Genomic DNA, 21581 nt, shown 5'->3' with positions numbered 1-21581 from the left:
CCCCTCCACATAGAACTCGATTCTCTGAATTTTATGTGAAAGAAGTGGCGGCTATGCTTGCCACGGAATAAAATTTTCAGGGCTTAAATCAGCATGTTGCTCATAATATAAAAGGAGACCTTTTTAAGGTCCCCTGTCATTGATCATTCGGAATGTCGCAACTGTCGTCCGTGCATACGCCGGTTGCTTCATTATCGGATGACACCGTTTCAAACACGGGCTGTTGCTGTTCTTCGTCCCATGCTTTGCTCAGTGCATTTTTGAAGACATCGACCGGTTGTGCGCCAGAAACCGCGTACTTCCGGTTGATGACAAAGAATGGAACACCTTGTACGCCGATGGTGCGGGCTTCAGCTTCGTCTTTACGGACAGAATCGGTATAACGTTCGCTAGCTAACACCTCTCTGACTTCTGCTTCGTCCAGACCTGCATCCAGAGCCAGCTCCGTAAGTGTGTCATGGTCTCCCATGTTCTTGGCTTCTGTGAAGTAGGCGTGGAAGAAGCGCTCGTGTACTTCTTTTTCAACACCTTTGTCTTTAGCAAGGTGAGTGAGACGGTGGGCATCGAGTGTGTTGGTTGGGATGACATCATCAAATCGGAAATCGAGTCCTACACCTTTTGCCTGCTCCACCATGTTGTCACACATCTGCTTCGCTTGTTCAATGCTTGTGCCATACTTGCTCGCTAATCGTTCATACATGACAGATTCGGTGTTCTTTTCTGCACCAGGATCCAGTTCGAAGCTTTTGAATTCGATTTCGACTTGATTCTTTCCTTCGAAATCAGCTAAAGCTGCTTCTAGACGACGCTTACCTATATAACAAAATGGACATACAATATCGGACCAGATTTCAATTTTCATATGGGACACCTCTTTTGATTTTTTACATAAACTTGCTGTCAGTTTAACACGGAAGAGGGGGTGGGGCTTAACGATACGCTTGATGTGCCTATTTATCTCAAATTCTAAGCTTTGGGCTTTACAGGACTGTTGAAGGCATGTATAATTCCAATTAAATATTAAAAATACAACATAAACTTCTTATCCAGAGAGGCGGAGGGACTGGCCCTTTGATGCCCGGCAACCATCGGATCGATCGCGATCTGAACGGTGCCAATTCCTGCAGGAACCTAGTGATTCCTGAGAGATGAGAGGATCGTAAGCATACATTTACGACCCCCTTTCTTATGGATAAGAAAGGGGGTTCTTTCGTATAGAAAGAGCGCCACGATCTCTCGGAAAGAAGTGGAGTTTGTAGCGAAAGGAAGATGTAAGATGGCAACAGCGATTTTTGCAGCAGGGTGCTTCTGGGGAGTGGAAGCATGGTTTGAACGAATTGATGGCGTAGTGGAAACGAAGGTTGGATACACAGGTGGGAAGGTGGACCGACCTTATTATGAACTCGTAAAAACAGGGAAGACCGGTCATGCTGAGTCAATCAAAATCGACTATGATGCTTCCGTGATTTCTTATCAACAGCTGGTGGATGCGTTCTTCGAGTGTCATGACCCGACCTCGAAGAATCGCCAGGGCGAAGATGTAGGATCACAATATCGATCCGTCATTTTCTATCTGGATGAGAGTCAGCGTTATATTGCAGAGGAAAAAATCAAGCAATGGAATGAAAAAGGTGTATTCAAAAAATCGATCGTTACAGAGGTGGCGCAGGCAGGAACCTTTTACGATGCGGAGGAATACCACCAAAAATACTTGCAGAAGAACGGATCTGCTGCTTGTGGAATCGTGTGATGGCTACCCATCACACGATTTTTTTGAATATAGATAAAGCCCATCTGATTTTTTCGATTCAGGCCAACCACGAAAGGCGAAGGTATTCGATAGAATCCAGCCTTCATAGGTTCGTAAATTCTCCTGCAGTTGAATCATTCCACCAGTATAGAGGTAACAATATAAGAAGTCATACGTATCTAATGATTCGGTGAGGAAGTTTTTCCTTAAAATGACCAGGTTGTCCTGTGGCTGTAGCAGCAGTCGTAACTTCATATAAAGGTATGGAACCGGAGACGTTTCATAGGCTGTGATCCTAGTGTCAGGGAAAGCTTTTGCAAAAGCGAATGCTACTGTTCCCCAGCCAGCCCCGAGTTCAGCGATGCTCGCTGGCTTCACCTCTTTTGTATAAGCCAACACCTTTTTGATGGTCCGGCGTGATGTCGGTGTGGGACCGATCCCATTTTTCCAGGTGTATAGTAAAAGAGAAACAAGTGTCAATGTCGTGAATAGCAGGACGAAAAGGGGTAAAATGATATCAAGGATTGCAATCACCTCTAAAGGAAAGGATGGATCCTCCATGCAGATGGTCCACACAATGGAAGAATTGGAACATACTATCCATCATCATACGATGGCGCTCGTCTACATATCAAGACCGAACTGTTCTGTATGTCATGCATTGCTGCCCCAGGTGGAATTGCTGCTTGAAAGCTATCCTGAAGTGAAAGCTGTGCATGCCGACGCGGATGAAATTCCGGAAGTCGCGGGTGCTTTTTCGATTTTTACCGTCCCGGTCATCATGGTCTTTCTTGAGGGTAAGGAAATGTTCAGGGAAGCACGGTTTGTGCCGATGGAATCATTGGAGCGACAATTAAGCAAAATTTATAATGCGATACTATAAGTGTCTTTTGGCAGGGGGTCATTCGACCTAATTCTTTTAGGTGGATACTCCCCTTTTCGTGTCGAATTGCAGACTTTTTTGACGATTGCTATATAATTGGTAGCAAAGTGAAGGAAAGGGGAATATTCGTGGGAGAACTGAACGTAATAAAAAACGATACACAGCTTGCATTAGCAAAGAACAATTCTACGAGTATCCGTCTGCTTGAAGAAGGTGACGGAACGGAAATCATGAAACAGACGATCAATAAGGACAAGATGTTCTACGTCTATCCAAATGATGACCCGAATACCCTTGAATTCTTTTATATCTTATCAGGTGAAATTGAGTGGGATGAGGACGGAAAGCGGGTAAAGCTTGGACCGAATGATTCCTATTCTACCAGAGGATTGAAAAAGCCCGTACTGTTTGAAACGATTACGGACGTCACCTATTTGTGGTTCACGACTGCACCGATTTTCCATCAGATCAGTAAGAGCATGGCGGACTTATGGGAGTTCATCCAGATGGTCGACAGCGAGCAGAAGTTTGCGTATGACCACAGTGAACGGGTGGCGAAATATAGTATTAAAATTGCGAAAAAGCTGGAGTTTGGTCCAAAGCGACTGCAGGACATGTTCCATGCAGCGTTTTTACACGATATCGGAAAGCTGAACGTCTCAGATCATATTTTGAATAAGCCAGGCAAGTTGACGGAGCGTCAGTTCAATCAGGTTAAACGGCATCCGGTAGATGGTGCGAATATGATGGTAGGCTCAGCATATGAATCGATTTCTGATATCATCCTGGAACATCATGAACGGCTGGACGGTTCCGGGTATCCACGTGGGATGGAGGGAGATCATATCTCGCTTGAGGCGAAAATCATCGCTGTGTGTGACAGTTATGATGCGATGACCGAAAATAGAGTATACCGGACACCAATTACACCTGGGGATGCAATAGATGAAATAAAGCGTCTGTCCGGAAAGCTATATGATCCACTAGTCGTCGATTTTTTTGAACAAATATTGAAGGAAGACAAAATACTTTCAGAGTGAGCAGGGGCGTGGGCCTCTGCTTCTTTTTATTGTCTGAAATGGGGGACTGAATCCGCGCTTTCTTTCCTGAACCATGATACCAGTCCATCATCGTAGAGGCGACACCTCTTTTATCCGATTGCATAGGTTACTAAAAACATAAGGTGTGTGAACCGGATGAATGAAGAAGTGACCAAGGTTAGTCTTCCTGAGGATGCGGGCCCGCATGCGGATGCAAATGTGGAGTGGTGGTATTTTTATACGTTTTTACATTCAGATCGACGAAATCGCTATGCACTGATGGGTTCTTTTTTCAGGGTGGGAGAACTCGAGCCTTCCTGGACGAAAGGGCATTACCTTATTTATACGCTGATTGATTTAGAAACTAACAAAGCGACGCACGGGTCATGGATGGATAAAGGGCTAAAACGGAACATGCTTGCTTTTTATTTACCGGTGTACATGATGCTCAACCCAAAGGAAACGGATATGTGGCGCCTGTATGGAACGATGTTGAAAGGTGATTTGCCTAAACCTCATTCGTTTATGAAGAAAAGTACAGTCTATTCTGATCCAGTAAAATTGGAATACGAAAAGCACAATCTGGTTTTTCTTGGAGAGGAACAGGACAACTTTGAGTTGGTGCTTCAAGACAAAGCGATGAACATTGAACTGCAGTTTGTGCCGACCAAGCCGATCACACTGGTCGGTGGTGATGGAAAGCCTGATGATTTATATTACTATTCGTTCACAAGGAACCGCGTACAAGGAAAAGTGAACATGGGGAAAGGGACGGAATTTGTCCGAGGGGAAGGATGGTTCGATCATCAATGGGGAAAGGATTACAGTCTCGCAAAAGGAAGGGGCTGGAATTGGTTCGGTATTCAATTGGATGATGGGCGTGAACTGTTGTTGAATGAATTCCGTAGCCAGGATGGAAAAACATCTGCTCCGATGGCAAATCTGATTCGCTTTGACGGAAAGACAGTGCTTTCCAACAATGTAGAATTTGAACCTCGGAAGTATTGGAAAAGCATTCGTACTGGAGCTAAGTATCCGGTCGAATGGTTGATCCGCCTTCCGGATTTCTCTATGAAGCTTTACGTTCAGGCGATTTTTCCGAAGCAGGAAATGGAGATTCTGGGTCCGATACGAGCCATATGGGAAGGTGCATGTACAGTTCAAGGAAGAGAAACGCTTAGGAATGGCACGAAGGTAGCTTTGTCGGGGAAAGGTTTTTCTGAATTGGTGGGATACGCAAAGGCTAGATGAGATAGGCGATTAACCAGTATTGGGTGCTATGCATAGGATATTGCAAACGTGAGAGTGACTCTCGAAAGGATGACACCAATATGGTTTTGACAGCCGCCCACTGGGCTTATGCATTTGTGACGATTGCAGTTATCGTGACGATGATTTTCCGCAGAGGGGTCGTACTTCCGACATTGGTCGGTACATTTCTCGTCGCCTGGATTTACAGTGGGAGTATTGTCGATGGCTTTACTTCCGTATTCAATGCGAACCTGACTGCCGCTAAAGAATTATTCAGCATCTTCCTTATCATTACCTTCATGGTTGCATTGTTGCATGCGTTGAAAGATATGGGAGCGGATCGGCAAATGATCGCTCCGATACAGAAACTGATGACAAACGGGCATATCGCGTATCTGATTCTGATGGTCATTACGTTCGTCATCTCATTATTTTTCTGGCCAACACCTGCCGTACCGTTGATTTGTGCTTTGCTGGTTCCGGCGGCTGTAAGAGCCGGGCTGCCGATCATGGGAGCGGCAATGGTCGTAGCTTTGGCTGGGCAGGGGATGGCGTTATCGTCTGACTATGTGATCCAGGTAGCGCCGACGTTGAGTGCTACTTCTGCTGGTGTCGATGCAGCCATGGTTGCTGATAAAGCTTTGGTACTATCGTTGATTACCGGTTTGACCGCTTTGACTTTGGTGTACTTGGGCATTCGCAAGCATATCCGCAAACCGGGAGATCCTGCGAATGAAAAAGAGCTGAAAATTCTTGAAGGTAAGCGGGAAACTGGTGATTCATCCGATGGCAAAGGGAGCTCTAAATGGGGTAAAACCTTTGCAGTGCTTGTTCCTTTATCGATGCTTGCGGTCATGATCTACATGGTTTCCACGAAGTTCAGTGGTGGACGTATGGGTGGATTCGAAGGTGGAGACGGTGCAGCATTCATTGGTGGAGTAGCAGTTCTCCTACTGGCACTTGCAACGCTCGCTTATGGAAAAAGTAGCGCACTTGATCGCATCAGTGAGCATATCGTGGATGGTTTCGTCTTCGCTTTCAAGGCGATGGGGCCGGTCATACCGATAGCAGGATTTTTCTTCCTAGGAAGTGGAGATTTCTCGGCAAGTATCCTATCTTTAGGTGAAGAAGCAGGGCCTGCATTCCTGTTTGATCTCGTGCAACAGGGACAGACGTTCATACCGGATAACATCGTGCTTACTGCATTTGGCATATTGATCATCGGTATCATCACTGGACTTGATGGCTCAGGATTCTCGGGACTTCCACTGACAGGAGCGTTGTCTGGTGCGTTATCCTCCGGAGCAGCGGATGCATCGACACTCGCTGCCATCGGGCAAATGGGATCAATCTGGACTGGTGGAGGCACGCTGATTGCCTGGTCGTCGCTCGTAGCGGTAGCCGGTTTCTGTGGGGTGTCGGTGATGGAATTGGTACGGAAAAACTTCATCCCGGTCATGATTGGACTCGTACTGTCTACGATTGTCGGTATACTGATTTGGTAGAGTGAGGAATAGATAAAAGCGCTTGGATTTTATTCCAAGCGCTCTTGGCATGCCTTATTTTGTTTCCCACAGCCTTTGAACATTTACTAATTCGTTATCTTGAAATTCCATTCTATAGATATCAGGTTTCGATGTGCTATGTAAAAAATTGAGGTCATATTTGCTATCGAAATACTTCATCATCAAAGTCATAACTAAGCCATGGGTCCCTATGACAATTTTTTTGTCCTTAAAGGTTACTAAAAGGTCTTTTAAAACTTTCACAGCCCGTTTTTGACAAGCGGTATTGGACTCCGCGCCCTCTAAAGTGAAATCGGGTTGCTTGAACGATTTTTCCAAGAGTGGAAGTAGCTCCTGATCAGAAATTCGATTACCTTCAGATGAGAATTCCCGTTCTCTTAAATCTTCGTAAACTAAAACTTCCTTCCCTAGTTGTTCAGCTAACTTCTCAACTGTTAAGATGGAACGTTTGTATGGGCTTGAAATGACCGCATCAACGCCTTCATTTTTCAATATGTCGACCAGGCGATGCGACTGTTCCTGCCCTTTTTCAGTCAAATCTCTTGTTCTTTCATTTCCTTCTTTCGGTGAATCCCCATGTCTAACCATGTAAACAAATGTACTCATGATTTTCCTCCACATTCGTTCTTACTTTTTTTGACTCTAATAGTTTAACATTTGTTTATAAGGAACAGTTTTGCGGTAATGATAAACTAACTACTTTTTATAGGAGGGTTTTGCAGCTATGCCATGGGATACGAATGATTATCCGGATTCTCTGAAGAACCTTGATACATCAGTAAGAAAAAAAGCGATCGAGATTGCCAATGCGATGATCGATGAAGGCTATGATGAAGGTCGTGCGATTCCGATTGCCACCGAACAGGCGAAGGAATGGTATGATAACGCAAGCGAGAAGGAAATCAACGCGCAGAAAAATAAATCGGACCAGGCATTGAAAGAGCGGGATGAAGAGGACAAGCAGTATGATTCCCGTCCGGAGCTGCTTGAAAAAGGGCAGCATGTCGTCGCTCATGACGATGGTTGGGCGGTCCAGACGGAAGATGCGAAGAAACCTTCTGAAGTATTCGATTCAAAAGACGAAGCAGTCAAACGTGCCAAAGAGATCGCAGAAAATAAAGGGACTAAAGCGGTCATTCATAAGAAGGACGGCAGCATCCAGAACCAGCATACCTATGAAAGTCGATAAGCACCGAAAGGCTATCCCAGTAGAGGATAGCCTTTTATTATGCATATTCACATCACCGCGTTAAACCGGTGGGGGACAGTCCCTCACCAGAGCACTGCGGTGATGCTTTAATTGGTTGAGGGACTGTCCCCCCTTCTATTCACCGTTGGTGGTGGTGCTTCATATGTATAGGGTAGATGGGCGGAAGTGAGGGGAAGGATATGCATGCGTATTGGCTGATGGGATACTTAGGTGAACAGCGACGAACCGAACGGCAGCAGTACATCCTGGATGGCAAGCATGGGGATGTCGATGGAGGTGGAGTGAAGGATGCTGTGTACCTGACTGGAACCATGGAGGAAGGAAGTGCTTTCGCGGAAGACATTTCCCTTGTTGTTGAATTTAGTGAATCTGGCAATCGATCCGATGTATCATTGCCAGTAGATGTAGGATACAATGCCAGTCTTTTTCTCGGAGATTTCAACAAAGACGGGACACTCGATATCAAAGTGAATACGGAGACAGGAGGGAGCGGAGGGTATCAGAATACTTATATTTACACAATAAAGGATGAAGTACCTCAGCTCATCTTCAGTTCAGATGATTACAATGATCAAATTAACTATCGAGCTAAATACCTTGATCAATTCAAGTTACGTGTAAGTGACCTGCAGACAGATCGTGATTTCATTCTAGATCTTTTTCACAAGCGACCCGAATATATGGAGATGGATATTTATGATGAAGAAGGAAATCTCCTACAGTCAAAAGAAGCATATGTCAGTTATATCGATCGAGGGGTATTCCCGGTTCTTCGAGGGCCGGAGGCAGTGTACGATTTATTGATCAGCAGGAGGATTGTAGGTCTGACAAACGCTGATACACTTGGATACGTCAACACACTGCTTACCTGGAATCCTTCGCTGAAGAATTTTGACCTGATTCTCACAGAAGTCTCCATCACTGGGTATCTAGCTGATGAGTAATAAAGAAAATCCCTCCTTCATAGGATAATAAGAGAATGATGGGAGGGAGGATCATCCATGAGCTACTATTATTACTATCCCACGGATACTCGCCAGCAGGATAAGCTGATCCAGGACATTCAAAAAGCTATCAACGGGGAATTTAGTGCGATCCAATGTTACAGCCAGCTGATCGACCTGGCACCTACTAAGGCTGAAAAAGATCGCATCCGTGAAATTAGAAAAGATGAACGCAGGCATCTGCAGACCTTCAGTCAAATCTACACAAGTTTGACGGGAAGACAGCCTGATCCACAACAAACGGAAGAGTGTCCCCGTACTTACCGTCGCGGACTGGAAGCAGCATTCAGGGATGAACAGGAGACCGCGGACTTTTATCAGGACATCGCAGATGAAGCAGCCATGTACCCAGTGGTAAGTCAGTCGTTCAGAAGGGCTGCGGCAGATGAACAGAACCATGCAGTATGGTTTCTATCCTTCATCATGCAAAATAAACGGGAAGAATAGGCAGACATCAGCGTCTGCTTTTTCTATTTCATGGTACAATAGGGGCAACTTATTTTTGAAAGGTACGTGAACACAACATGACAGCAAATGGACAGAACAGAAAAGACATCAAGCCCGGGTTGGAAGTGGATATTGTGCTGAAAAAGGACCAGCGCTCAGGGAAGTTGACACGTGGAGTCGTAAAAGATATCCTGACGAATTCAGCTACACATCCTCATGGGATAAAAGTGAGACTGCAAGATGGACAGGTTGGAAGAGTGAAGGCCGTTCACTAGGCCGGTATGATAAGAAGTATCTTTTTTCTTAATTAAGAACATGCGAAAAAGTGAGTGAGGGGAAGATTTCATGAGGTTATGAGCATGGAACTTCTTGAACGGCTTTATATGGTTGTTTTCTAAAAAGAACAAAAATTGTATGATTACCTTAGGATTCTTAATTAAGAACGGGGGTTCAATCATACGGTGATTCGACTGACTGCCAGCTCATATATCGGTTTTCTTAATGGGAGAAAAATAGAACTAAGAAAATTGGAAGATGATTTGTGTGTACTGCACATTGATGAAGAGCAGCGTGGGATTTGTTCCTTTCGGTATGTAAAGGAACGTATCGAGATTATGGAGCGAATGAAGTATATGAGGAAGAACCTCACGAAATATGTATATGAAACCGAACCTTCTGTACAATTCGAATGTAGAGGATAAAATTGGACGAGCGGACCCGACTTATGTCAGATCCGCTCTTTTTATTAAACGTTATGAAATGATCAGGAACTTGCACACTTCGCAAGTGTGAATCAAAAATTTAAATTGCCGCGGTACTATTCCGTCTTTGGTAGTTTTCTTACTTAAACGACGCAAGCCCTACCTCTCTTGCATCCTTACGGCTCCGAAGCCGATCCAGTGTGAATAAGTCTTTCAAAAACATAGCAGAATGCCATATCGTTAACCTTACATTTCTTTCCGTTCAAGTTGCTTTATATAGCAACATCACCTAACAATACACCAAAAACATATCGATGTCAACAGCTATTTCATGTATTATCTATGTTTTCGAAACAACTACCTGACGGCTGCGTACTTATTTGTAATCTTGATCATATTTATCTTCGCTTGAAGAATCATCTTTGCTCTTTTCACCTTTTCGTTGTTCCTGCTCTTCTTTTTTGATTTCATCCAAAGGTACTGGATCGTCCAGTTCATCTTTGATTTTTTCGCGCTCGTTGCGTTTATCCTTTTTATCGCTCATCCCATCACCTCTATGTCAATTTCGCTGACGATATTCTCATTCCTCGTTCGGGCTTTTGTTAAACCTTTTTCCATAAAAAAACACAGCATCCCTTGTATGCTGTGCTATCGACTGCTTTTTAATTTATTTTTTAACGATTGGACGAACTTAGTGTGATAAATGACATCGATGGCTGTACTGATTACCAGCCCGTGCAAAACGACTCCGAAAATCGTCAGCACGACGATGATGAAGCTCCCGATAGGTGTAGAAGGTTCGAATTGGGAATGACCGAAGAAGGTGAGGGTGGACAACGCACTGATCAAAGCCTCCCAATAGCTTTCCAGGTCTTCTTCCAATTGATAAAGGGGAATGATTGCCAGAAAAACGATGACGGCAGTAGCTGAGGCAACTAGCAGCAGGTGCTGTCTTTTCAGGTATTTGATAAACGGCATTGTGTAGTACTTCGTAATGGATTTCAATCGTAGTAAATGTAAAATACGTGCGAACCTTGCAAATTGAAAAACGGCATCCAAAGGGATGGCTGCGATGACAATGAACGGGTTTGACTTGATGAATTCCCATTTCTTTTCACTATTCCAAAATCGATAGACAAAGTCCATGAAGAAAATCGCCCATGTGAACCAGACGAGGAAGGTATCGTAAGCGATACTTTTCCAAATCGTTGCAACAGAAAGGGTTGCCAGCAGAATCATGAAGATCTCATAAGCTGTTTTCGTCTTTGTCCGTTCATCTTTGAATATTTTCTTAAGTATGTTCATCTTACTCAACCCCACCTTGCACTCTATCATTCTATTATGAATGAAATCGGTCGGGAATAAAAGCGTAGGAAAAAGGTTCCGGTGGAGTCGCTTAAGTTAAGACATCAGCTTTTTACCGAAACGTTTCAGCTTTCCCAGTTTGCGTGATAAATAGATTTTTTTCGGTTTGAGGAATCCGTCCCTGAAGTAATAGGTATGCTGGTATGGAGAATCCGTCCTCCATACCCCTTTCCGATACTGTTGCCTGACATATTTCCGGAAAGGGAAGCTACGATACTGATCAGGATAATAATTATCTTTGGAATGGATGAATGGATAATCGTAAAGCCTGCCCTGGTATACCAACTGCAAATCTGGAGCGTGTCTGAAATCATCCGGTGTGACCAGCGCGCTTTCCTTATCGAATAGCTTCACTCCTGCGCGCGTAAGCACTTCAGCTACAAATTGTGAGCAAAAATATGACGCAGGTACTTGAATTGGACGGTTGAGCGGCACGCCAAGTACACCGATATAGTTGTACAGGTAGTTTTTATATTTTTTTTCGAACGCCTGGATGATCCGTTCCACTTTTTCAAATTTACGCTTAGGCAGCTTCAGTTTATATACTGCACAGGTGGAGGAAGGGTACCAGCTGAACGTGCCGGTTACAAGGTCTTCCTTCACAAACCCGCCCCAAAATGGATTAGTGGGCTTTCGTCGTCCGAAGCTGTATAAATTGCGGAATTCTTTATCGAGAGAAATCGAAGAATGATTATAAGGTGCGTCAGTTACGGTCTTGATCGCCTGATTGAAAAATGTGCCTGTGTTGGTCAACAGTATGTAGATCGCTTTCACGGAGCCCACCCTTTCCAGATTAGGAAGATAGGTCTATTTTATCGAAAGTTGTGAAAATATGGAATATAATTTGTCAAAAAATCCCCGGTTTTAAGACCGAGGATTGGTTATCAATTTACTATGCTCGTTCGAAAGGCTTGATCATGCCGTAAATCGACTCCGTGTAAGGCATTGCTAAACCGACAGCATCACCAAGGCGTAATGCGCCGCCATGCAAGTGCTCGACCTCCAATGTCAAACCCTTTCGTCGGTCCTGGTGCATTGATGAGGTAGATTCATAGCCGAAGTTTTCAAGATTTCCAAACGCTTTATCTACGTGGGTGTCCGTTAATGAGATTCCATGTTTATTCGCAAGGTCCTTCATTTCCTCAAGAACCATACGGGCGAGATGGAATGTCTCAGGATGTTCACGCACTGCACCGATTGGAAGATCCGTCGCTGTCGTTATTCCTGAGAAAGCGTTGATGAACATGTATTTACTCCAGAGATCTTCTAGGATTGACGGGCTTTGTCTGCCATCCATATTGGCTTGACTGCAAGCCAATGCAAGCTCTTCCGCGATTGCCTGCTGTGACTGATGAAGTGCTCCGAAGACTAAATCGTGAAATGGACTGGAATGGACGACATGTCCCTTATCATCAAGCGTGGCAATGATGTAGGATAACCCGCCCATAATGGCGGACTCGCCGAGTTCCTTTTGCAAAATAGAGATGTGCTCCATGCCGTTTAGGATCGGAAGCACTTTTGCGCCTTTATTCGTTAAGTGCTTCAATTGGTCCAGTGTTCCGGATAAGTGATAGCCTTTGACCGCAAGCAGAACAAGGTCCGCTTTCTCAATCGATGTGATATCGGTCGTGACTCGCGGCTGCTTGATTTCATAATCTCCCTGTGTACTGTGAAGGAGTATGCCATGTTCTTTGAGCTGGGCAGCTCTGCGTTCTCTTACGTAGAAGGTGACATCATGTCCTGCCTCTTCCCATCTTGCTCCGAAATAAGCACCGAGTGCTCCCGCTCCGATCACTACAATTTTCATCTTTCCACCTCCAGTGTTGATGCTTTTATCGTATCATAGATTGGTTGTGTAGCAGGCGGGCGGGGGCTTGTGAGCGAAACTTTGGATTTATGAGCGAGATTTCAGATTTATAGGCGATATTGGTAGATTTGTGAGCGACATCCTGGATTTGTGGGCGGAAATCAGATTTTATGAGCGAAAGGCTCATTCGAGAAAATAATAGCGGTTCTTTTTCGCGCCAGCTGACCTTAAATTCATATCCGACAGCAATCTTTTTACAGTATTTCTTGATTGTACTAGCAAAAAATCTCTCGCATCCTTGTTGCAGATTTTCTTGCTGAATAGAAGCTTGTAGTCATTAAATGCTGCCTGATGAGCAACTTTTGATGTTTCATTACAATGCTTACAACTCCACTTTCCATACAAACGAATCATAGGAATCACCCCACAGCTAGGGCAGCTAACTCCGATTTGAATTTCCTCTTTTGTTAAGCTGAATCTTTCGAGGATATTGGGATCATAGGGGGAGTGGTGGGTGAGAAATAACTGAGTCAATCGGTTGATATCGTCAGAATTAATGGCTTTATTATGATGAGTTGCGTGAATCTGCTTAATGGATGCAGCCAAGTTCTCTATGCGTGTTGTTTTAAGGCGTGCGTCAGCGTAGTCGGGGGAGGACTTGATGACGGAGGTTCGATTTGTGAAGACGACAAGCGAATCGATAGGCAAGGAAGGGAAGTGATGATGAAGTAGCCATTCGGATAAGTGGATGCGGTGGCGTTCTGCCTGTGATACAGGGTCCGGAAGCCCTGATTGTATTCCTTCTTTATCACGAATCAGTTGGCGGTGAATGCCATCAAGGAAGCTGGTTCCTGAGATGTTTTTCACTTCGAAGATTAACACATAGCGTTTTGTGAGGAGAACTGCATCAAGTTGGAAGTGGAAATTTTCATATAAAGGGAGTCGGAGGTCGAATAAAATCCGTGAATCAACATCAAGTGGAAGTTTCGAGAGTAGGGAGTACAAAGCTTTTTCACCTGCATAGCCAGCTGAAATGCGTGCATGCGTGTCGATGATCTCTTCTCGTTTAGGTTGTGCAGTGGGGATGCGTTTTTTTAACACCTCCAATTGTTCTAGAAATACTGGTTTGGATAGGGGTTTTACAATCATAAGCTTCACCTCTTTTAATGGATTCGCCGTAGTTTTGTTCAATCCTCTGAGGTTGCAGAAATTCGAAGAGTTGGTGTTTTGAGCGAAATTTTGAATTTGTGAGCGAAATCGGTGTTTTTATGAGCGGAAATTTGAATTTATGAGCGGAAATCCGAATTTATGGGCGGAAATCAGGTTTTATGAGCGAACGCACCGCCGCACCGCACCACCCAATCAAATAAAAAAGGACAACCATCAAGGTTGTCCTATCCTGTCACATCATATTCAGATGGGCTGGGTGCATTGAAAGTCGAACTCAGCATCTTTGAGATATCCACCGTGTTTTGAAGCTTATTTCCAAGATGGACGACAAGATCGTCTGTTTTCGAGCGTTTCATGACCTCTTTATAATGCGTTTTCGACTTGAAGTCGGTCTGTACAAGGTACACCTGTTCATGGTCTTCGACATCCATGAGATCCAGGAAGCCCATCGAACCATGACTTCCAGTAAGGAGATCGCCACAGAACAGACGATGATCAAGTGCCCCGTGCTTCACAAGCATTTCGCCCGTCTTGCGCTGAATTTCAAGAAATTCTTGTTCCTCTTCTGTCTTTACTCGGAATACGCATAGAATTGTATACATATCGAATTCCCCCATTTTCCAATGTTATCTATTTCAACATTTATTGCAAAAATCCTGCCTGATATTTAGAAAATGAGTAAAATTAATCGCGTTTGCGAGATGCACTCGATACTGCTGCGTCAATGACGAGCACAATTGCAGTCAACGTGTGGAGCATCCATCCGAGAATCGGGATGACTCCAAGCAGGTTGGCTACCATTCCAATGACGCTTCCTACGCTGAAACGGCCGTCCTTGATTGAAAACCCGAGTGTTACCGCGTGGAATATGAACATGAACAGAAGTGCCTGCCAGCCAGACCCGAGAATGAATAAACCACCCACAATAGGAATGGCCAATAACCCTTCCAATATTCCTGTAATCCATTTTAAAGCTGTAGAGATCATACCATCACATCCTTACAAATATAGATGATTCCTACTATAATTATATACTTTTCCATAAAAAAAGCACAAAGCATAACCATGCTTTGTGCTGAAACGTGTTTTATTTTGCTGCTTTTTGAAGCTTCATGATCATCTTCAACGAGCGGCCTGTACCGATTGCAACGGACTCCAGCGGGCTTGGTGCCATGTGGACCGGTACGACGATCTCATCCGAAAGCCATGCCTGCATTCCTTTCAGCAAAGATCCACCGCCTGTAAGAATGACTCCCTGGTCTACGATATCCCCACTAAGTTCAGGTGGGCAGTCTTCCAAGGTAGCACGGATCGTTTCAAGGATCTGCTCCAGCGACTCGCGAAGTGCATGCTGGATTTCTGTTGATCTTAGCTCAATGGTTTTTGGAAGACCTGTAACCATGTCTCTTCCGCGTACTTCCATCGTTTCTTCCTTGTGGTCGATCAGCGCATAACCGATTTCCATCTTGATGTTTTCTGCTGTACGTTCACCAATCAGGATGTTGTACTCTTTGCGGACATATTGGATGATTTCGTCGTCCATCTTATCTCCGCCCATACGGATGGAACGGCAGGAGACGACACCACCGAAGGAAATGATGGCTACTTCACTTGTTCCACCACCGATGTCGACGATGACGTTTGCGACTGGCTCATCGACTGGAAGATCCGCGCCGATTGCTGCTGCAATCGGTTCTTCGATCAAATGCACGTGCTTTGCTCCGTAACTTTTAACCGCATTGTCGATCGCACGGCGTTCAACAGATGTAGAACCGGACGGTGTACAAACGACGACTGTAGGCTTTCGCATCGATACACCAGTTGTCTTGCTTGCCTTTTTCAGGAACGCTTTCAACATTTGTGCTGTCATATCATAATCAGCGATTACGCCATCTTTCAACGGGCGGACAGGGATGACGTTCCGTGGGGTTTTACCGACCATAAGCTTGGCTTCTGCTCCGACAGCTACGACTTCTTTCGTTTCCGTGTTAAAAGCGACGACGGATGGTTCATTGAGGATGATTCCTTTGGACTTGGAATAGATGAGTATATTTGCAGTACCTAAATCGATACCGATTTCTGCATTAGATAACATTAGACGTACCTCCATAGATGACAAATTCTCTTATACACATTCTCGAAGATACTACATATTCTGGGGGTTTTCCTAGTGGTAATAATTGATAGTTGTAATTTCGGACTTTCTACTCAGGATGTATGCTATAAAGCTATGAAAAAAGGCAGGGGGATACCCTGCCTGATCAAGTGATTTATTCCTTCTCGGCTAATAGGTTTGCAAGTATGTGTTTTTTATACTTTTCAACCTTTCTGCCTTGAATCGTGTTCACACCGTTTTCTTTCAATTTTTGTACGTACCAGCCTTTGCTTCCTACGTGCATCTCTATCATCCTTTCGTTAGTAGTTTCGTTTCATTTCCGAATGCGATTGCCATTGTAACATCTCATTTTTTAGGTTTAAAGGGGTATACAGGAGAAAAATCCATTCTTTTTCCAGAGATGTGGTGTGAAGGTGCAGGACGATGTATAATGCAGGGTATAGAGATTCAAAGGAGCGCAATTATGAACGAATATTTAAGTCATCAGGAGATTATAGATAAATGCAGAAAATTGAATGAAACCTATGAATTGGATCCAGGTTTTTTTGAAGCGATTGTAGATGAGCTGTTAGATAGCGACAAAGATACCGAAAGTGTCATTCTTGATGGCTTCAAACGCCTGTTGAGTGAAGTCGACCATGAAATCAACCGGATGGAAGCCTCTGTCGGGATGCAGCCGAGCTGTTTCAAAGGCTGTGCTTTTTGCTGCTATTTTCCGATCATCATTACGAAAATGGAAGCGAAAATGATGCTGAAGGAAATCGAGAAGTTTCCTTCTGATCGGAAAGAAAAAATCTATCAGCACTGGGAGTCCTATTTTGACGAGCATAAAACGAAGTTGGACACCGCTCTTGGGATGGACCTGAATGGGGAAGACACGAAGCTGAATTACAAGCGATTGAACCTTCCTTGCCCGATGCTCGATCCGGAAACAGAGACATGCATGGCTTATGAAATCCGTCCGATACCGTGCAGAACGTACTTGAATTACGCCAATCCGAAAGTTTGTGCGGAGAATCATATGCCTGATGAACCGTTCAGTTACGAATTTTTGTACGAACATTATATGGCGGGTATCAATGAAATTATGCAGGCGCTTTATGAGAACGGTGAAGAGCTGTTCGTGGATTACCCGAGTGACGTGTGGAGTTATGATTATTTGCCAGCCTGGATCAAACGAAGGGATGAGATGGAGGATGACTCGTTATAACGTATGTTCCATCAATGTCGGAAAACCGATGGTAATGGAAACCTCCCACGGTGAGGTGGAAACAGCTTTTCAGAAAAAGCCAGTAGATGAGCCTGTCTATTTAGGTGAGCTGCATTTTGATGGGGATGAACAGGCGGATAAAAAGCATCATGGGGGTCCGGATCGCGCGGTCTGTCTTTATCCTGCTGATCATTACCCTTACTGGGGGGAAAAGTATGGGAAAGAGTTTACCTTTCCTTCGTTCGGGGAAAATCTCTCCGTAGCAGGTATTGATGAGGATGCATTGTGCATCGGGGATGTTTTTCAATTAGGAGAGGCAAGGCTCCAAGTGACCGAACCCCGTCAGCCTTGTTATAAAATTGCCCGGACGCATGAGCTGGACGATTTCCCTGCTCAAGTGATGAAAACTGGATTTACTGGGTGCTATTTACGTGTGCTTGAACCTGGCCAGGTAAAACCGGGTGATGATCTTAAACGGATTGAGAGTGATGCCCGGCAAGTCACGATTACGGAAGTGAATGACGTGAAGTATCATGACCGGGACAATAAGGATAAGATTAAGAGAATACTGGAATGTGAGGCGTTGGCTGCGGGGTTGAGGCAGTCATTAGAGAAGAAACTTGTAACATACGATTAACAGTCTGTAATAAAGCGAAAGCGTTGACAAAGGTGTCAACGCCTTTTTTTATGTAAAAAATAGAGAGATAACCAGCACCTTCCAGTTTATACCGTGGATGGTATGTGGTGAGACGTCTGATAATTCAAGGAACTTGCAGGTGTTGGGTGGTTAGTAGGGCTGGATGGAAATCTATGGTCGGATTGTTACGAAAAACGGATGCTATGATGTTGATGTAGCAAAAAAAGCAAAAGGAGAGGATCATCAACATGTTCAAAAAAATCACTACAGTTGCTGCTCTTTCTACAGCATTAGTATTCGGGGGCGCAACAGCAGCCAATGCACAATCCGATAGCGGGCAGCAAGCTCAGCCATCAGCAAAAGTATTCTATAAAGTACAATCTAACTTCGGAGCGGGATCATTCTCTGAAGAAGATATCAATAAATTCGTAAACAGCTTTTTGAAAGATTATCAGATTGACTGGAAGCAGTTCCAGACACCTCAGGCTCCACAACAACAGCCTAAACAAGAAGCACCTGCAAAGCCTAAGGTAGAACAGCCTAAAGAAGAAGCTCCTAAAGAGCAGCCGGCAGAGCAGAAAGCAGAAGCACCTGCGGCACCAGCTCAGCCAGCTCCACAACAACAGGAAGCTCCAGCTGAAAAACCAGCTGCAGAACAGAATCAGAACAGTCAATTGAACGAATTTGAACAACAGGTAGTAGAGTTGACGAACCAGAAGCGTCAGGAAAACGGTCTTCAGCCATTGAAAGTAGATACAGAGCTTAGTAAAGTAGCGCGTGAAAAGTCTCGTGACATGGCGCAGAATGGTTACTTCTCTCACAATAGCCCGACTTACGGTTCTCCATTCGATATGATGAAGCAATTTGGTATTGATTACCGTACTGCTGGAGAGAACATTGCGAAAGGTCAGCGTTCTCCTCAGGAAGTAGTCAATGCATGGATGAACAGTGAAGGTCACCGTAAGAACATCTTGAGCAGTGACTTCACACACATTGGTGTAGGCTATGTAGAAAACGGTAACGTATGGACACAACAATTCATCGGAAAATAATAGATTATGCATAAACCGTGCATATTCGGGGACAGTCCCTCACCACTTTAAAGTGGAGAGGGACTGTCCCCTTTTCTGCTATAATGATAGTGTAATTATTTCTAATAGGGGGGATGCGCGATGGATTTCACTTCTATTGTCGAGGAAAAGATCAAGCAATCGATTCAAAACGGTGAACTGGATAACCTGCCCGGAAAGGGAAAGCCCTTGCCTAAAGATGATTTGGAGCATATCCCGGATGAGCTGAAGATGGGTTATCGTATCCTGAAGAACGCTAATATCCTGCCTGAAGAATTGCAATTGAAGAAGGAAGTTGTCAGTTTGGAAGAAATGATTGCCTATTGTGAGGATCCTGAGCAGAAGGAGAAATATAGACGTCAGCTGACAGAAAAACAACTGAGATTTCAAATGATGATGGAGAAGCGGAGGATGAAGCAGTCATCCGCATTCCGGACATACGGAAATAAAATCAACAACCGAATGGGATTATGAATAGGGGGACAGTCCCTCAGCGCTTTAAAGCGTTGAGGGACTGTCCCTTTTTATGCATAAATTATTAGTGTGAGTGATTACTCACTTTACAAATTTCCACTACTCGTTATAATAGAAGTGAGTAATCACTCGCTTGGAGGAGGGGTCATATGAATGAGGTCATCAATCTTCACAACGTAGCTCACTCATTTGGAAAGGAAGTAGTACTGGATAATGTAGATTTATCCGTTAAGAATGGAGAAATTTTCGGTTTGTTGGGGCCTTCTGGTGCTGGAAAAACGACACTGGTGAAAATCATAACTGGAATTTTGAGCCCTACCAGGGGAACGTCCACTGTTCAGGGGACCATAATGCCTTCATTGCAACAGATGAGGAAAATTGGATTCATGGCGCAATCAGATGCTTTATACACAGAACTATCAGGGCGAGAAAATCTGGACTTTTTTGCATCTATTTATGAGATGAAAAAGACAGAGAGAAAAAATGCCATTCAGAAATTCGGTGCAGTAGTGGATCTACTGGACCATTTGGATAAACGCGTTGAAAATTACTCAGGTGGAATGAAAAGAAGGCTGTCACTGGCAGCTGCACTTCTTCACGAACCTGATGTGTTGATCCTGGATGAACCAACGGTTGGAATTGATCCTATTTTAAGGCAATCGATTTGGAATGAACTATATCGTTTAAAAGAAAGCGGAAAAACGATCATTGTCACCACCCACGTGATGGATGAAGCAGAAAAATGTGACCGATTGGCATTGTTAAGGGACGGATCGATCATTGCGCAGGGGACGCCTAATGATCTCAAACACAATGTTCAAGTAGATTCCATCGAGGAAGCATTTCTTCAATACGGAGGTGCAGGCAAATGAAGACGATTGCAATGATCAAACGAATTCTTGCCCAGTTCAGACGTGACAAGCGAAGCATTGCATTGATGATCGCTGCACCACTTTTAGTTTTGACATTAATGTGGCTGGTATTGGATGGGGATACGTATCAACCTGAAATTGCGATAATTGATGTTCCTGCCCCTTTTCAAACAGCACTTGAATCAGGCGATGCCGTAATTGAAACAATGTCCCAGGATGAAGCAGATGAAGCTCTGGAGGAGAAAGAAATAGATGCTACGATCCAATGGAGTGAAAACAAACCTGTGGTAAAGCTCGAAGGAAGTGATCCGAATGCTAATGCAGCCGTTCAAAAGCTGCTTCAGCAAACGAGTAAGTCGATGGCATCCGATCAACAAACCATTGATCCAACGATCAAGTACTTGCATGGTTCTTCCGATCTGAATCTATTTGATAACGTCGGTCCGGTCCTCATCGGATTTTTTGTTTTCTTTTTCGTGTTTATTGTAGGAGGGGTGTCGTTTTTGCGTGAACGTACCCAAGGGACTTTGGAGCGACTGTTATCCACCCCGCTAAAAAGATGGGAAATTGTCGTAGGTTATCTAGGAGGGTTTGGAATCTTTACGATCGTCCAGTCCTTGATCATTGCTGCCTATGCGATCTATGGTCTTGGCATGTTCATGGACGGAAGCTTCTGGTATGTCATGCTTGTCACCTTCCTGCTCGCAATGACTGCACTGAGCCTTGGCACGCTATTATCTGCTTATGCAAAAAATGAGTTTCAAATGATCCAGTTCATTCCTTTGGTCATTGTCCCTCAGGTCTTCTTTTCCGGAATGTTCAACCTTGACACGATGGAGCCCTGGGTTCGAGCAATCGGCAAAGTGATGCCGCTCACCTATGGAGCAGAAGCGTTGAGGGAAGTAATGATCCGTGGAAAAGGAATCGAAGAAATATACGTTCAGTTGGTAATTCTTATCGGGTTCGCCCTGGTGTTCATCTTGCTGAATATAGTGGCATTGAAACGGCACCGCAGTCTATAATAGAGGAATGAAGCGATAGGAGGGGC

At 44.3% G+C, this 21581-nt stretch carries 27 protein-coding genes and 1 riboswitch; of the genes, 15 read left to right on the top strand and 12 right to left on the bottom strand.

The features are described 5' to 3' along the window. Positions 1 to 136: 136 nt before the first annotated feature. Positions 137 to 862 carry a DsbA family oxidoreductase gene (locus ACFQ2J_RS16560; protein ID WP_386063134.1) on the bottom strand — a complete coding sequence of 242 codons (726 nt, stop codon included), beginning with the start codon at positions 860 to 862 and terminating at the stop codon, positions 137 to 139. Positions 863 to 1039: 177 nt separating this feature from the next. Next, positions 1040 to 1155: riboswitch (SAM riboswitch) on the top strand. Between the two features lie 121 nt (positions 1156 to 1276). Between ACFQ2J_RS16560 and msrA the strand changes: the two genes are divergently transcribed. Beyond that, complete coding sequence (msrA, locus tag ACFQ2J_RS16555; RefSeq protein WP_386063131.1) at positions 1277 to 1750, top strand: peptide-methionine (S)-S-oxide reductase MsrA; 474 nt, start codon at positions 1277 to 1279, stop codon at positions 1748 to 1750. A 3-nt stretch (positions 1751 to 1753) separates the two neighbouring features. On the opposite strand, the gene ACFQ2J_RS16550 is transcribed toward msrA, so the two are convergent. Continuing rightward, positions 1754 to 2311 carry a hypothetical protein gene (locus ACFQ2J_RS16550; RefSeq protein WP_386063128.1) on the bottom strand — a complete coding sequence of 186 codons (558 nt, stop codon included), beginning with the start codon at positions 2309 to 2311 and terminating at the stop codon, positions 1754 to 1756. On the opposite strand from ACFQ2J_RS16550, the gene ACFQ2J_RS16545 reads away from it, so the two are divergent. From ACFQ2J_RS16545 to ACFQ2J_RS16530, 4 genes are all read left to right on the top strand, one after another. Then, a complete protein-coding gene (locus tag ACFQ2J_RS16545; protein ID WP_386063125.1) occupies positions 2310 to 2633 on the top strand; it encodes a thioredoxin family protein in 324 nt (107 codons plus the stop codon). The two genes, ACFQ2J_RS16550 and ACFQ2J_RS16545, sit on opposite strands and share 2 nt — an antisense overlap. Before the next feature lie 128 nt (positions 2634 to 2761). Then, on the top strand, positions 2762 to 3673 hold the full coding sequence (locus ACFQ2J_RS16540) for an HD domain-containing phosphohydrolase (protein WP_386063122.1): 912 nt from the start codon (positions 2762 to 2764) through the stop codon (positions 3671 to 3673). 156 nt (positions 3674 to 3829) lie between these two features. Next, positions 3830 to 4924: a lipocalin family protein gene (locus ACFQ2J_RS16535; RefSeq protein WP_386063119.1), complete on the top strand. Its 1095-nt coding sequence runs from the start codon at positions 3830 to 3832 to the stop codon at positions 4922 to 4924. Between the two features lie 80 nt (positions 4925 to 5004). Beyond that, positions 5005 to 6429 carry a hypothetical protein gene (locus ACFQ2J_RS16530; protein WP_386063116.1) on the top strand — a complete coding sequence of 475 codons (1425 nt, stop codon included), beginning with the start codon at positions 5005 to 5007 and terminating at the stop codon, positions 6427 to 6429. 54 nt (positions 6430 to 6483) lie between these two features. Here ACFQ2J_RS16530 and ACFQ2J_RS16525 read toward each other — a convergent pair whose 3' ends face one another. Further along, positions 6484 to 7056, bottom strand: coding sequence for a histidine phosphatase family protein (locus ACFQ2J_RS16525; RefSeq protein ID WP_386063113.1), 573 nt, complete (start codon positions 7054 to 7056; stop codon positions 6484 to 6486). A gap of 118 nt (positions 7057 to 7174) precedes the next feature. On the opposite strand from ACFQ2J_RS16525, the gene ACFQ2J_RS16520 reads away from it, so the two are divergent. The 4 genes from ACFQ2J_RS16520 (at position 7175) to ACFQ2J_RS16505 (ending at position 9386) form a co-directional block, all read left to right on the top strand. Then, positions 7175 to 7639 carry a DUF2188 domain-containing protein gene (locus ACFQ2J_RS16520; RefSeq protein ID WP_386063110.1) on the top strand — a complete coding sequence of 155 codons (465 nt, stop codon included), beginning with the start codon at positions 7175 to 7177 and terminating at the stop codon, positions 7637 to 7639. Between the two features lie 200 nt (positions 7640 to 7839). Further along, positions 7840 to 8604: a VCBS repeat-containing protein gene (locus ACFQ2J_RS16515; protein WP_386063107.1), complete on the top strand. Its 765-nt coding sequence runs from the start codon at positions 7840 to 7842 to the stop codon at positions 8602 to 8604. A 57-nt stretch (positions 8605 to 8661) separates the two neighbouring features. Continuing rightward, a complete protein-coding gene (locus ACFQ2J_RS16510; RefSeq protein WP_386063104.1) occupies positions 8662 to 9111 on the top strand; it encodes a ferritin-like domain-containing protein in 450 nt (149 codons plus the stop codon). 77 nt (positions 9112 to 9188) lie between these two features. Continuing rightward, a complete protein-coding gene (locus ACFQ2J_RS16505) occupies positions 9189 to 9386 on the top strand; it encodes a YwbE family protein (protein ID WP_386063101.1) in 198 nt (65 codons plus the stop codon). 802 nt (positions 9387 to 10188) lie between these two features. On the opposite strand, the gene ACFQ2J_RS16500 is transcribed toward ACFQ2J_RS16505, so the two are convergent. The 9 genes from ACFQ2J_RS16500 to ACFQ2J_RS16460 all read right to left on the bottom strand — a co-directional run bounded on the left by ACFQ2J_RS16500 (position 10189) and on the right by ACFQ2J_RS16460 (position 16553). Next, positions 10189 to 10356, bottom strand: coding sequence for a hypothetical protein (locus tag ACFQ2J_RS16500; RefSeq protein ID WP_386063098.1), 168 nt, complete (start codon positions 10354 to 10356; stop codon positions 10189 to 10191). A 104-nt stretch (positions 10357 to 10460) separates the two neighbouring features. After that, the gene (locus ACFQ2J_RS16495; RefSeq protein WP_386063095.1) at positions 10461 to 11117 is read right to left on the bottom strand and encodes a hypothetical protein; all 657 of its coding nucleotides are present in this window, start codon (positions 11115 to 11117) and stop codon (positions 10461 to 10463) included. A 96-nt stretch (positions 11118 to 11213) separates the two neighbouring features. After that, positions 11214 to 11951, bottom strand: coding sequence for a hypothetical protein (locus tag ACFQ2J_RS16490; protein WP_386063092.1), 738 nt, complete (start codon positions 11949 to 11951; stop codon positions 11214 to 11216). Between the two features lie 118 nt (positions 11952 to 12069). After that, a complete protein-coding gene (locus tag ACFQ2J_RS16485; RefSeq protein WP_386063089.1) occupies positions 12070 to 12984 on the bottom strand; it encodes a ketopantoate reductase family protein in 915 nt (304 codons plus the stop codon). 183 nt (positions 12985 to 13167) lie between these two features. Next, positions 13168 to 14133 (bottom strand): nuclease-related domain-containing protein, encoded by a 966-nt coding sequence (locus ACFQ2J_RS16480; protein ID WP_386063087.1) that lies wholly within the window; start codon positions 14131 to 14133, stop codon positions 13168 to 13170. Between the two features lie 245 nt (positions 14134 to 14378). Continuing rightward, entirely contained in the window at positions 14379 to 14756 is a 378-nt protein-coding gene (locus tag ACFQ2J_RS16475; RefSeq protein ID WP_386063084.1) for a DUF1428 family protein, read from the bottom strand. 82 nt (positions 14757 to 14838) lie between these two features. Then, on the bottom strand, positions 14839 to 15141 hold the full coding sequence (locus ACFQ2J_RS16470; RefSeq protein WP_386063081.1) for a hypothetical protein: 303 nt from the start codon (positions 15139 to 15141) through the stop codon (positions 14839 to 14841). Between the two features lie 100 nt (positions 15142 to 15241). Next, positions 15242 to 16249: a rod-share determining protein MreBH gene (gene mreBH, locus ACFQ2J_RS16465; RefSeq protein WP_386063078.1), complete on the bottom strand. Its 1008-nt coding sequence runs from the start codon at positions 16247 to 16249 to the stop codon at positions 15242 to 15244. A gap of 175 nt (positions 16250 to 16424) precedes the next feature. Continuing rightward, a complete protein-coding gene (locus tag ACFQ2J_RS16460) occupies positions 16425 to 16553 on the bottom strand; it encodes a YflJ family protein (protein WP_386063075.1) in 129 nt (42 codons plus the stop codon). Between the two features lie 180 nt (positions 16554 to 16733). Between ACFQ2J_RS16460 and ACFQ2J_RS16455 the strand changes: the two genes are divergently transcribed. The 6 genes from ACFQ2J_RS16455 to ACFQ2J_RS16430 all read left to right on the top strand — a co-directional run bounded on the left by ACFQ2J_RS16455 (position 16734) and on the right by ACFQ2J_RS16430 (position 21555). Beyond that, positions 16734 to 17480, top strand: a complete 747-nt coding sequence (locus ACFQ2J_RS16455) for a YkgJ family cysteine cluster protein (RefSeq protein WP_386063072.1) — start codon at positions 16734 to 16736, stop codon at positions 17478 to 17480. Then, positions 17467 to 18117, top strand: coding sequence for an MOSC domain-containing protein (locus ACFQ2J_RS16450; RefSeq protein WP_386063070.1), 651 nt, complete (start codon positions 17467 to 17469; stop codon positions 18115 to 18117). Before ACFQ2J_RS16455 ends, ACFQ2J_RS16450 begins: the two co-directional genes overlap by 14 nt. Positions 18118 to 18365: 248 nt before the next feature. Beyond that, the gene (locus tag ACFQ2J_RS16445; protein WP_386063067.1) at positions 18366 to 19169 is read left to right on the top strand and encodes a CAP domain-containing protein; all 804 of its coding nucleotides are present in this window, start codon (positions 18366 to 18368) and stop codon (positions 19167 to 19169) included. Positions 19170 to 19289: 120 nt separating this feature from the next. Further along, the gene (locus tag ACFQ2J_RS16440) at positions 19290 to 19661 is read left to right on the top strand and encodes a DnaJ family domain-containing protein (protein WP_386063064.1); all 372 of its coding nucleotides are present in this window, start codon (positions 19290 to 19292) and stop codon (positions 19659 to 19661) included. Between the two features lie 149 nt (positions 19662 to 19810). Next, positions 19811 to 20533 (top strand): ABC transporter ATP-binding protein, encoded by a 723-nt coding sequence (locus tag ACFQ2J_RS16435; RefSeq protein ID WP_386063061.1) that lies wholly within the window; start codon positions 19811 to 19813, stop codon positions 20531 to 20533. Then, complete coding sequence (locus ACFQ2J_RS16430; RefSeq protein ID WP_386063058.1) at positions 20530 to 21555, top strand: ABC transporter permease; 1026 nt, start codon at positions 20530 to 20532, stop codon at positions 21553 to 21555. The genes ACFQ2J_RS16435 and ACFQ2J_RS16430 overlap by 4 nt, the downstream gene beginning before the upstream one ends. Positions 21556 to 21581 lie beyond the last annotated feature (26 nt).

Source organism: Thalassobacillus hwangdonensis, from assembly GCF_042675915.1.
GTDB lineage: Bacteria > Bacillota > Bacilli > Bacillales > Halobacillaceae > Thalassobacillus_A > Thalassobacillus_A hwangdonensis.
The sequence above is the reverse complement of the archived record's forward strand: the minus strand, read 5'-3'. Positions and strand labels throughout refer to the sequence as shown.

Excerpts from the sequence above, each read along its gene's own strand:
- ACFQ2J_RS16510 (WP_386063104.1), top strand. The coding sequence starts at position 8,662 with ATGAGCTACTATTATTACTATCCCACGGATACTCGCCAGCAGGATAAG.
- ACFQ2J_RS16550 (WP_386063128.1), bottom strand. The coding sequence starts at position 2,311 with ATGGAGGATCCATCCTTTCCTTTAGAGGTGATTGCAATCCTTGATATC.
- ACFQ2J_RS16460 (WP_386063075.1), bottom strand. The coding sequence starts at position 16,553 with ATGCACGTAGGAAGCAAAGGCTGGTACGTACAAAAATTGAAAGAAAAC.
- ACFQ2J_RS16505 (WP_386063101.1), top strand. The coding sequence starts at position 9,189 with ATGACAGCAAATGGACAGAACAGAAAAGACATCAAGCCCGGGTTGGAA.
- msrA (WP_386063131.1), top strand. The coding sequence starts at position 1,277 with ATGGCAACAGCGATTTTTGCAGCAGGGTGCTTCTGGGGAGTGGAAGCA.
- ACFQ2J_RS16545 (WP_386063125.1), top strand. The coding sequence starts at position 2,310 with ATGCAGATGGTCCACACAATGGAAGAATTGGAACATACTATCCATCAT.
- ACFQ2J_RS16475 (WP_386063084.1), bottom strand. The coding sequence starts at position 14,756 with ATGTATACAATTCTATGCGTATTCCGAGTAAAGACAGAAGAGGAACAA.
- ACFQ2J_RS16560 (WP_386063134.1), bottom strand. The coding sequence starts at position 862 with ATGAAAATTGAAATCTGGTCCGATATTGTATGTCCATTTTGTTATATA.
- ACFQ2J_RS16485 (WP_386063089.1), bottom strand. The coding sequence starts at position 12,984 with ATGAAAATTGTAGTGATCGGAGCGGGAGCACTCGGTGCTTATTTCGGA.
- ACFQ2J_RS16435 (WP_386063061.1), top strand. The coding sequence starts at position 19,811 with ATGAATGAGGTCATCAATCTTCACAACGTAGCTCACTCATTTGGAAAG.
- ACFQ2J_RS16515 (WP_386063107.1), top strand. The coding sequence starts at position 7,840 with ATGCATGCGTATTGGCTGATGGGATACTTAGGTGAACAGCGACGAACC.
- ACFQ2J_RS16520 (WP_386063110.1), top strand. The coding sequence starts at position 7,175 with ATGCCATGGGATACGAATGATTATCCGGATTCTCTGAAGAACCTTGAT.
- ACFQ2J_RS16495 (WP_386063095.1), bottom strand. The coding sequence starts at position 11,117 with ATGAACATACTTAAGAAAATATTCAAAGATGAACGGACAAAGACGAAA.
- ACFQ2J_RS16480 (WP_386063087.1), bottom strand. The coding sequence starts at position 14,133 with ATGATTGTAAAACCCCTATCCAAACCAGTATTTCTAGAACAATTGGAG.
- ACFQ2J_RS16500 (WP_386063098.1), bottom strand. The coding sequence starts at position 10,356 with ATGAGCGATAAAAAGGATAAACGCAACGAGCGCGAAAAAATCAAAGAT.
- ACFQ2J_RS16440 (WP_386063064.1), top strand. The coding sequence starts at position 19,290 with ATGGATTTCACTTCTATTGTCGAGGAAAAGATCAAGCAATCGATTCAA.
- ACFQ2J_RS16535 (WP_386063119.1), top strand. The coding sequence starts at position 3,830 with ATGAATGAAGAAGTGACCAAGGTTAGTCTTCCTGAGGATGCGGGCCCG.
- ACFQ2J_RS16430 (WP_386063058.1), top strand. The coding sequence starts at position 20,530 with ATGAAGACGATTGCAATGATCAAACGAATTCTTGCCCAGTTCAGACGT.
- ACFQ2J_RS16530 (WP_386063116.1), top strand. The coding sequence starts at position 5,005 with ATGGTTTTGACAGCCGCCCACTGGGCTTATGCATTTGTGACGATTGCA.
- mreBH (WP_386063078.1), bottom strand. The coding sequence starts at position 16,249 with ATGTTATCTAATGCAGAAATCGGTATCGATTTAGGTACTGCAAATATA.
- ACFQ2J_RS16470 (WP_386063081.1), bottom strand. The coding sequence starts at position 15,141 with ATGATCTCTACAGCTTTAAAATGGATTACAGGAATATTGGAAGGGTTA.
- ACFQ2J_RS16525 (WP_386063113.1), bottom strand. The coding sequence starts at position 7,056 with ATGAGTACATTTGTTTACATGGTTAGACATGGGGATTCACCGAAAGAA.
- ACFQ2J_RS16450 (WP_386063070.1), top strand. The coding sequence starts at position 17,467 with ATGACTCGTTATAACGTATGTTCCATCAATGTCGGAAAACCGATGGTA.
- ACFQ2J_RS16445 (WP_386063067.1), top strand. The coding sequence starts at position 18,366 with ATGTTCAAAAAAATCACTACAGTTGCTGCTCTTTCTACAGCATTAGTA.
- ACFQ2J_RS16455 (WP_386063072.1), top strand. The coding sequence starts at position 16,734 with ATGAACGAATATTTAAGTCATCAGGAGATTATAGATAAATGCAGAAAA.